We start from the raw sequence: 11,298 nt of genomic DNA on the forward strand, positions 1-11,298 counted from the left end.
TATTTAATTAATAATTATTGCACTGTAAATGCGTGCCTGGTCCTAAATGTGCCCTTGATTTTGTTGAATCATTGGCCAGCGAGGCGAAAGTCACAGACTGGGACGAATTCCCTATCATACAAATATTTACAAAAAAATTACAGCACTTTTTATCCCATACTGTCATAATGGTGTCGTAAGAAGTAAAGTTGCGCCTGATGAAAATTGAATACTTGCTTGTTAAACGCAAACCTATGGAAACGTTGGGACGCAAAGCCATGGCCTAAGGCATCGAAGGATGCTACGGACGTCAGGTTACCGAGTAAATAAGAGAGTCCATCTCCTTATTCGGGTGGACTTTTTTGTTTCTACCGAACAGCTAGGGAGGGATCATCATGCAGGGCGTTTATTATCCGCTGACCCATGCGCAAAAACGAATCTGGTATACGGAACAATTTTATCCGGGGACAAGCATTTCGAATCTTGGCGGTTTTGCCAAATTAAAATCAAAGGAGGGAATTGATAGCTTATTGCTGATGGATGCCATACGGCATTTCATACGGTTGAACGATTCGGTACGGCTGAGGCTTATGCCGGATAGCGGGGAAGAGCCCCGTCAGTATGTAGCGGAATATCGGCACGTTGATATCGATTGGCTGGACTACAGCACGATCGGCGATACGGACGCCGCTATGGACTGGGGACAAGCGCAAGCGCGCACACCGATGCCGCTCTATGATCATGATTTGTTCTACTTTGCCGTAGTGAAGATCAGCAATACCGAAAGCTGGTTTTTCGCCAAGGTTCACCATGTCATATGCGACGGTATTTCTATGGTTTTGCTGACAAATCAAATTATCGATTTATACCTGGAGCTGCGGAGTGGGGACTGCGAACCGGACACCAAGCCCGCTTCATTCCTGGAGCATATTCAAAGCGAGCTGGCGTATGAGCAGTCTGAGCGTTTCAGCAAGGACAAGCGGTACTGGACGGCCCAGTTTGCCTCGATTCCGGAGCTGGCGTCGTTAAAACGAAGCGATTCCATGCGTATCCGTACAGGCGCCGAGCGTGTGTCCAAAGTAATTCCCGGGCCGCTGCAGAGTACTATCCAGCTATTTTGCAAAGAGCACAACACAAGTCCGCTCGCGTTGTTTCTTTCGATTTTGAATATTTATATGCACCGGGTGACGGGACAGGACGACGTGGTCGTGGGGACGTTCATGGCCAACCGTACGAACGCGAAGGAAAAGTCTATGATAGGCATGTTCGTGTCCACCCTTCCGGTACGTTCCTATGTGGACGAGAACATGGAATTTATATCCTTTGTCAGCCAAAGGATGAAGGATCAGTTAACCCTGATCCGGCACCAAAAGTACCCGTACAATGTGCTTGTCAACGATTTGCGCCGCCGGCAGAACGACTTGAACAAGCTGTTTGGCGTATCTTTGGAATTTCAGGTGATGCAGTGGAATCAAAAAGAGCATATTTCATATCTCACCGAACCGTTATTCAGCGGTCACGAAATTAACGACATCTCGTTCCATGTCAAAGAACGGTGGGACACCGGCGCTCTGGCGATAGATATGGATTACCGAACCGAATTATTCAGCGCCGATGAAATCGAAAATCTATTTGGCTGTTTGGTCGCTCTGCTTGAGGACGCACTGGCTCATCCGGCTAAAAAGCTGCACGAACTGGATATTTGTTCGCAGGAAGATCGGCAGCGGCTGTTGGGGCTGCAAAGCCCTTACGAGATCGCTTATCCCAAGGGAGCAACGCTTCACGCTTCGTTCGAGCGTCAAGCTGCAGCAGCGCCGGAGCAGACGGCGGTGCTCTATGACCGTGAACCGGGCATCACCTACAAGGAGTTAAACGAGCAGGCCAATCGTCTCGCCCATATTTTACAAGCAATGGGGGTGGGCCCGGATGTCCCGATAGCGATTTTGATGGAGCGTTCGGGTCGGATTCCTGCGGTCATTCTGGGAATATTGAAAGCCGGAGGGGCGTACGTTCCGATCGATCCCGATGTTCCCGAGGATCGCATCCGCTTTATACTTGACGATTCGGGTGCGAAGGTGCTTCTTACAGAATCTCATCTGCTTAAACGTTACCAATTGTTGCCCATAGTGGAAACGCTGGTGATTGACGATGCGCTGCTTCGAGTTGGAGTAAGCGCAAACGTGCGTTCAACCTCCGGGCCGCATCATTTGGCGTACATTATCTACACATCGGGTACGACGGGGAAGCCGAAAGGGGTCATGATCGAGCATCGGCAGGTTCAACACCTGGTCGAGGCATTGCGCTGTCAAGTGTACGCGTCCTACGATCAAGCGCTGAACGTAGCACTGGTTGCTCCGTTCCACTTCGACGCGTCGGTACAGCAAATTTTTGCATCGCTCCTCTTGGGCCATACGCTGTGCATCGTACCGAGATCGGCGGTCTCCGACGGGCGGGCATTAGCCGACTATTACCGTTCCGGACGAATCGACCTAACGGACGGTACGCCGGCCCATGTGCAGCTTTTGCTTACTGCAGGCAAGCTCGACGGCATGAGTTTGCGGCATATGCTGATCGGCGGGGAAGCATTGCCCCAACGACATGTAAAGCAGCTGCTGGATTCGTTCGCGCAGACCGGAAAAGCGCCGGTCATAACGAATGTATACGGCCCGACAGAATGCTGCGTCGACGCATCGGCATTTGAGATCGTGCCCGCGCATCTGGTCTCCGACGGTGGAGATGCTTATGTATCGATCGGCAAGCCGCTGGGCGGCAACCGCTTTTACATTCTCGATAAGCACGGCCGACTGCAGCCATGGGGTGTGCCGGGCGAGTTGTATATTGCCGGGGAAGGCGTCGGGCGCGGTTACTTGAATTTACCTCAGTTAACCGCCGAGAAGTTTCAGGCCGATCCGTTCGTGCCCGGGGAAAGGATGTACCGAACGGGAGATTTGGCCCGCCGGCAGCCTGACGGCAGCGTACAGTTTATCGGAAGGCTGGACGATCAGGTGAAAATTCGCGGGTACCGGATCGAGCCTGGCGAGATCGAAGCGGTTATGCAAAAGCATGCGCAGGTCCGTAAAGCAGTGGTGCTGGCCCGTCCGGATCAACGCACGGGACTGGAGCTGTGCGCGTATGTAGTGCCGCATAATGCGGATCATTCGTTCTCTGCCGCCGAATTCAGGGAGCATTTGTCCAGGGAACTCCCGCAATATATGGTGCCATCGTATTTCGTTGAACTGGAGGAGCTCCCGCTGACTTCCAGCGGGAAGATAGACCGCAAGGCTCTGCTGCGGTATGAGGTGACTGCGGCGACGGCGGGACAATATGAGCCTCCCGCCACCGAGCTGGAAGCCGGACTGGCGGTAATCTGGCAGGACGTACTCGGTATCGAGCGTGTCGGCATGCACGATCATTTCTTCGAGCTGGGCGGGCATTCACTGAAAGCCATGGTGCTGCTGGCGCGCGTACATAAAGAGTACGGCGCCGACGTTCCGCTGCAGTTGTTATTCGAGTCGCCTACCGTTCGTGCTGTCGCCCGTTATATAGCCGAGGCGGAACGAAATTCATTCGTATCCATCGAGCCCGCGCAGGAGGCACATGCTTATCCGCTGTCCTTTGCACAGCAGCGCGTGTACATCGTCAGCCAGCTGGGGGCGGGAGCAGTCGGCTATAATATGCCGGCTGCGGTCATGCTGGAGGGCCAGTTGGATATTCCCGGCCTTGAGCGGGCGTTCCGCATGCTCATTCAGCGGCACGAGGCGCTGCGCACATCGTTCGTCGCCATAGACGGCATACCGATGCAGCGAATTCAGGATGAAGCGGCGTTTGAAATTACAGTTACGGAATCGGAGCGGGCCAGCATGGAATCGGCAATGGCGTCCTTCGTTGTTCCGTTTGATCTTACCCGGGCGCCGCTGCTGAGAGCGGAGCTTGTGCGATTGGATGAAGACAAGCATATGATGCTGGTCGACATGCATCATTTGATTTCCGACGGTGTGTCCATCGGCATTATACTAAACGATTTAGCCCGCTTGTACGCCGGAGATCGATTGCCGGCGCTGCGGCTGCAGTATAAAGATTATGCGGTGTGGCAATCCGGACAGTTTGTCCAGGGCTGCGGCAAAGATGAGCAATATTGGCTCGGCGAGCTGGGAGGGGAACTGCCCGTGCTGCAGCTGTTGACCGATTATCCGAGGCCGACAGTGCAAAGTTTTAGCGGGGACAGGGTGACAATTACGCTTGACAACGGCTTAATGGAGCGGTTGAACCGGCTTGCCGAGGCGCAGGGAGCAACATTGTACATGGTGCTGCTTGCCGCGTACGGAATGCTGCTGTCCCGATATACGGGGCAGCAGGATATCCTTGTGGGGACGCCGACAGCGGGAAGAAATCATGCGGACCTGGAGGGCATTGTCGGGATGTTCGTCAATACGTTGCCCATTCGCACGAGGATCGATCGGGAGGCGGAATTTACCGAGCTGCTGCAGGACGTCCGCAGCAATGTGCTAGGCGCATTTCAGCATCAGAATTATCCGTTTGAGCGGCTTGTGGAGAAGCTGGCCTTGTCCCGGGATTTAAGCCGCAACCCGCTCTTCGATACGATGTTCATTTTGCAAAATGCAGCGGAACGCCTTCCGCAAATCGGCGACATGCGACTGACCATTCACGATACGAATTTCCATATAGCGAAATTCGATCTCACGCTGCAGGCAGCGGAGGAGCCGGACGGCATTACGCTGGATTTGGATTACAGCACCGTGTTGTTCCGCAGGGACACCGCCGGGCGGATGCTGAGTCATTACAGGAACCTGCTTGAATCGATCGCCGCAAACCCCGGATTGATGCTGGGAGAATACGATCTGTTGACGCAGAAGGAGAAACGGCAGCTGTTGATCGGGTTCAATCCTTTGGCAACGGAGTATCCGAAGCACCGGACCATAGTGCAATTGTTTGAGGAACAGGCGGAAGCAGGGCCAAACCGGGAGGCGCTGTCGTTCGAAGGGACGTCGTTCAGCTACGGGCAGCTGAATGAAAGGGCTAATCAGCTCGCAAGGAAGCTTCGCGCCGGGGGATTACAGAACGGCGCGGTTGTCGCACTGCTCATGAACCGGTCTGTGGAGATGGTCGTCGCCGTTCTGGCCGTATTGAAGGCGGGAGGCGCTTATGTGCCTGTCGATCCCGAGCATCCCGTACAGCGTATCCGATACTTTATCGACGACAGCTGGGCTGCGCTGCTGTTAACACAGCGGTCTTTGACGCATATCGCAGATGAAATTGAATATGCCGGACATCGCTTATTTGCGGACGATCCGGGCCTGTACTTCGGAGATGCCGCTAATTTGGGGCTTGCAATCGAGCCCGTACAGCTTGCCAACCTGACATACACATCCGGTACGTCGGGGAATCCGAAAGGCAACATGGTGACGCATGCGAATATTGTACGAACCGTAAAAAATACGAATTATATGGAAGTGACGGCGGATGATGTGCTGATATCGCTTTCCAACTATGTGTTCGATGCGTTTATGTTCGATGTGTTCGGCGCTCTGCTGAATGGAGCCAAACTTGTGGTAGCCTCGCAGGATACGATTTTGAACATTTCCAGGCTGCCGCAGATGATCGAACGGGAAAGGATCACCGTCATGATGATCACGACGGCTTTGTTCAACCTGCTCGTCGACATTCATCCGGGCTGCCTCTCCGGCATACGCAAAGTGCTGTTCGGCGGGGAGCGGGCCTCTGTCGATCATGTGCGCAAAGCGCTGCATGCGGCGGGCGAAGGCAAGCTGCTGCATATGTACGGGCCGTCGGAAAGCACGGTATTCGCCACGTACTATCCCGTAGATGAAATCGCGGAGGACATGACAGCCATCCCGATCGGCAAGCCTGTAAGCAACACGACGGTTTATATATTGGACCCTTCCGGACAACCGCAGCCGATAGGCGTGGCCGGCGAGCTGTGTGTAGGCGGAGATGGGCTGGTTGTTGGGTACGCGAACCGTCCCGAGCTTACCGGCGAGAAGTTCGTTGCTCATCCGTTTGCGGAGAACGGCTCCATTTACCGCACGGGCGATTTGGCCCGCTGGCTGCCGGACGGGAACGTCGAATTTATCGGACGAATCGATCATCAGGTTAAAATTCGCGGGCAGCGGATTGAACTGGGCGAAATCGAGCATCAGCTGCTGCGGCACGAAGCGATCCGCGAAGCCGTCGTCCTCGCCGTGGAAGCGGGAACGGGAGAAAAGCAGCTTTGCGCTTATATTGTGACGGAAGAAGCCCCGCTTTCAAACAGTCAGCTGCGCGAGCATGCAGCTCAAGAACTGCCCGCTTACATGATTCCTTCCGCTTTCATTCGGATGGAGAAGCTGCCGCTTACCGGCAACGGAAAAGTAGACCGCAGAGCTCTGCCGTTGCCGGATCTTGGCTCGGCTTCAGCTTCCGGTGCGGAGTACACAGCGCCTCGCACCGCAACGGAGGCTGAGCTTGCGGCGGTTTGGCAGGAAGTTCTCGGTGTCGGTCAGGTCGGCGTGCATGATAACTTCTTCGAGCTCGGCGGTCATTCGCTCAAGGCGATGACGCTGCTGGCGCGAATTCATCAGTCGATGCGGGCGGAGGTGCCGCTGAGACAATTTTTCCGGTCGCCGACTGTGGCCGGGCTGGCTGAGCTGATATCTGCAGCGGGAGCGGAAAGCAATCCTTATGCCGCTATCGCACCGGTAGAGCCCAGACATGCGTACCCGGTGTCATCGCAGCAGAAACGGCTCTATGCGCTGCATCAGATGGCAGGGGCCGAGCTGAGCTACAACATGCCGTCGGTACTGAGCATCGACGGCCCGTTACAGCGCGAACGGTTCGAAGCGGCGATGAAGCGGCTCGTTGGACGGCATGAAGCGCTGCGCACGTCGTTCGATACCGCAGGTGACGAACCGGTGCAGCGGATTCATGATGAAGCGGATTTTGCCGTATCGTATATGGAAGTGGCGGAGAAGCAGGCGCACGCGATCATTGCCGAATTCATCCGGCCATTTAACCTGCACGAAGCGCCGCTTCTGCGCACACAGCTTGTGCGGCTGAGCGAAGAGCGCCACCTGCTTTTGTTCGATATGCATCATATTATATCCGACGGAACGTCGGTCAGCGTGCTCTTTGACGAGCTTGCCAAGCTATATGCGGGCGAATCGCTGCAGTCGCCGCGGATTCAATACAAGGATTACGCCGTATGGCAGCAGTCGTTCCGGCAAACGGAGGTTTACCGGATGCAGGAGGCGTACTGGCTGGAGCAATTCGCCGGAGAGCTGCCTGTCCTTGACTTGCCTGGAGACTATACTCGTCCGGCGGTTCAAACGTTTGCAGGGGAGCGGATACCGTTTTCCATAGATGCCGGGCTGCCGCAAGCGCTGAACGAACTGGCTCTCGCCACGGGAACTACCTTGTACATGGTACTGCTGGCGGCGTTCAGCGCGTTTCTGGCGAAGCTGAGCGGGCAAAATGATGTTGTGGTAGGCTCTCCGGTCGCAGGCCGGCCGGTTGCGGAGCTGGAGCGCGCCGTCGGCATGTTTGTCAATACGCTGGCCATGCGCACCCATCCCGATGGCGAGAAGACATTTGCGTCATATTTGCTGGAAGTGAAGCGTACGGCGGTGGAAGCATACGAATGTCAGAGCTATCCGTTCGAAGAGCTTGTAGGGAAGGTCGGAAGCAGGCGCGACATGAGCCGCAATCCTTTGTTTGACGCATTGTTTGTTATGCAGAACATGGATATGCGCGCATTGACGATGGATGGTGCGCATCTGGAGCCGTACAGGTTCGAAGACAACATTGCGAAATTCGACCTGTCGCTCTCCGTAACGGAGCAGCACGGTGCGCTGGCGTGCAGCATGGAATACAATAAGTCGTTGTTCAAGCGCAGTACGATCGAGCGTTGGATTGGAATGTTCACTCATATGCTGCGTCACATCGCCGCACAACCGCAGGTCAAGCTTGCTGAAGCCAACTTGCTGACCAAAGAGGAAAAACAATGCATCCTGATTGAGTTTAACGATACAAAGCGGGAATACCCGCAGCACAAGACGATCCAGGAGCTGTTCGAGGAACAGGCGGAGCGCATTCCCGGCAAAGCGGCTGTCGTAATGGGCGATGAGGCCATCACGTACGGCGAGCTCAACGCCAGGGCGAATCGTCTGGCGCGAATGCTGCGAGCGCGAGGGCTGCAGCCGGATAGCGTGGCGGGCCTTGTGGCGGAGCAATCGATTGACATGGTTGTAGGCATCATCGCGATTTTGAAAGCGGGCGGCGCGTATTTGCCGATCGACCCGAATTATCCGGAAGACCGCCTGCATTATTTAATTGCCGACAGCGGCGCGCAGCTTGTGCTGACCCAGCGGCATTTTACCGGGCGTTTGCCCGGGGCGGAAGTGCAGTACATCGATATGGCGCCGGAGACGGCAGACTCAACTAATCTTGCGCCCGTGAATCGCCCTGAGCATTTGGCTTACGTGATCTACACTTCCGGTTCCACAGGGCAGCCCAAAGGAGTTATGGTAGAGCATCGCAATGTGGTACGGCTTGTGAAAAACGCAGGCTACATCCCGCTGGACGATAACTGTCGCATGGCGCAAACGGGAGCGATCAGCTTCGATGCCAGCACATTCGAGCTTTTTGGAGCGCTGCTGAACGGGGGGACGCTGTATCCTGTCCCGAAAAGGATGCTGCTGGATGTGCATGAATTCGCCGGCTTTTTACAGAAGCAGCGGATTACGACGATGTGGCTTACCGCGCCGCTGTTTAATCAGCTTGTCCAGGAAAACTCGGCAATGTTCGCCGGTGTGCGGGATTTGATCATTGGGGGCGACGCTCTGACCCCGAGGTATGTCAATCAGGTTCGAGCCGCTTGTCCGGAGCTTGCGCTGTGGAACGGATACGGGCCGACGGAAAATACGACGTTCTCCGCTTGCTTCCGGATCGATAAAGACTATAGCGGGGCTATTCCCATCGGCAAACCGATCGGAAACTCCACAGCTTATATCGTCAATACCGGAAATCAGCCTCAGCCGATCGGTATACCCGGAGAATTGTGCGTAGGCGGCGATGGCGTGGCGCGCGGTTATCTGAATCGCGCGGACTTGACGAGCGAAAAGTTCGTAGACAATCCATTCGTATCCGGTGAGCGGATGTACCGTACGGGGGATCTGGCGAGATGGCTGGCGGATGGCAATATCGAATTTCTGGGACGGATCGACAATCAGGTAAAGGTTCGGGGATTCCGGATCGAGCTCGGAGAAATCGAGTCCCAATTATTGCGGGTGGCCGGTGTCAATGAAGCGGTGGTCATCGCACGTCAGGACGAAACGGGGCAAAACAGTCTGTGCGCATACATTACAACTGAGCGCGGACTGTCAACGGAACAACTGCGCATGGCATTGTCCCGCTCGCTGCCCGGTTATATGGTCCCGTCGTATTTCGTCAATATGGACAGCATACCGCTCACAGCCAACGGCAAAGTGGATCGCAAGTCGCTGCCGGAGCCGGATATTGGGGCAGGGACTGAAGACTATCAGGAACCGGGAAATGAGAAAGAGCTGCTGCTCGCTGAAATTTGGCAGGAAGTGCTTGGTGCGGCCCGGGTAGGGATCAACGATAACTTTTTCTCGCTTGGCGGCGATTCGATCAAAGCGATTCAAATGGCTGCACGGCTGCGCAAGACCGGGTGGAAGCTGGACATGAAGGATTTGTTCCAAAACCCGACAATCGCGCAGGTTAGCGTGTATTTGCAATGGGTCAAAGGCGAACGGATAGACCAAGCGCATGTGGAAGGGGAGGTGCCGCTGACCCCGATTCAACATTGGTTCTTTGAGCAGCAGTTTACGGATTCGCATCATTGGAACCAATCCGTCATGCTGCACGCTCCGTCGGGTATTAAACCGGAGACGGCAGCGCGGGCGCTGCGCAAGCTGGCCGAGCACCACGATGCGCTGCGGATGGTTTACCGGATGGAAGACGGACGGGTTGTGCAGTACAACCGAAGTCCGGAGGAGGTCGTGCCGGAGCTGGAGGTGTTGCGGCTAGGTGCGCAGGCGCATCGGCAGGAAGTGCCGTCCGGTTCAGTGATACAAACTATGGCGGTCGGCGTTGAGAGGGATCAGGCAATACCGGCGGCGATTGTTCGGGAGCAAGCCAGCACTGTCGGCATAATGCTGGAACAAGCGATACTGGCTGAGGCCGAACGCATCCAGGCCGGAATCGACTTGTCCCATGGCCCCCTCCTGAAGGCAGCGTTGTTTCAAACCGGCCAGGGAGACCATCTGCTGCTTGTTATTCACCATCTGGCCGTAGACGGGGTATCGTGGCGAATTTTAATGGAGGACTTCGCCAATGCGTATAACCAGGCGGATAAGGGACAAGTGATCATACTGCCTGACAAAACCCATTCATACCGGGAGTGGGCGATGCAGCTCCGCCAGTATGCCGATTCCAAGACTTTGCTCAAAGAAATCGACTACTGGAGCAACCTGGACAATGTCGGTGCCGCTAAGCTGCCCAAGAACCATGAAACTGCCGACCGGCGGATGCGTCATGCCCGTACGGTGCAATTTTCGCTGTCCGCAAGCGAGACGCAGCAGTTGACCACCCTTGTCCATTTGGCGTATCGGACCGAGATGAACGATATTTTGCTGACCTCACTGGGATTCGCGATGAAGGAATGGACCGGGTACGACCGGGTTCTGGTCAACCTCGAAGGACATGGAAGGGAAGATATGCTCGGGAACGTCAATATATCCCGCACAGTCGGTTGGTTTACGACTCAATTCCCGGTGCTGCTCGATATGCGTTATTCCGACGATCCGGCCTATCAGATCAAGCGGGTCAAAGAGGATTTGCGGCATATTCCGAACAAGGGGATAGGCTTCGGTATACTCCGTTACTTGACGGATGACGAGCACAAACCAAATATTTCTTTTTCGTCCGTGCCGGAAATCAGCTTCAATTATCTCGGACAATTTGCCGAAACGGCTGGAGCAGGCTTCAAACGGTCGCCTTTGCCTACAGGCAGCCCGCTCAGTCCGGAAACGGAGAAAATGCACCCGATCGACATTGTCGGCGTGATTGAAGGCAGTATTCTGCAGATGACGATTTCGTACAATGCACTGCAATATGAGGAACGAACGATGCTTCATTTGAGCGCGAGGTTTAAAGCACATCTGCTTCGCATCATGGAGCATTGCCTGAATCAAGATGGAAGTGAATTAACGCCGAGCGATCTGGGAGACGATGAGCTCACTCTGGAAGAGTTCGATAAATTGCTGAAATTGCTTTGAGTGC

At 55.0% G+C, this 11,298-nt stretch carries 1 protein-coding gene and 1 riboswitch; the gene reads left to right on the forward strand.

The genetic code is table 11. The features are described from left to right. Positions 1-214: 214 nt before the first annotated feature. Positions 215-302: riboswitch (cyclic di-GMP riboswitch) on the forward strand. Positions 303-374: 72 nt separating this feature from the next. Then, positions 375-11,294, forward strand: coding sequence for a non-ribosomal peptide synthetase (locus tag E1757_RS28770; RefSeq protein ID WP_133234738.1), 10,920 nt, complete (start codon positions 375-377; stop codon positions 11,292-11,294). Positions 11,295-11,298 lie beyond the last annotated feature (4 nt).

Origin of the sequence: Paenibacillus piri, from assembly GCF_004354045.1 — a bacterium.
In the GTDB taxonomy this organism is placed as follows: Bacteria; Bacillota; Bacilli; order Paenibacillales; family NBRC-103111; genus Paenibacillus_S; species Paenibacillus_S piri.

What these genes read in the sequence shown, in the direction of transcription:
- E1757_RS28770 (WP_133234738.1), top strand. Translation starts at nt 375, where the DNA reads ATGCAGGGCGTTTATTATCCGCTGACCCATGCGCAAAAACGAATCTGG.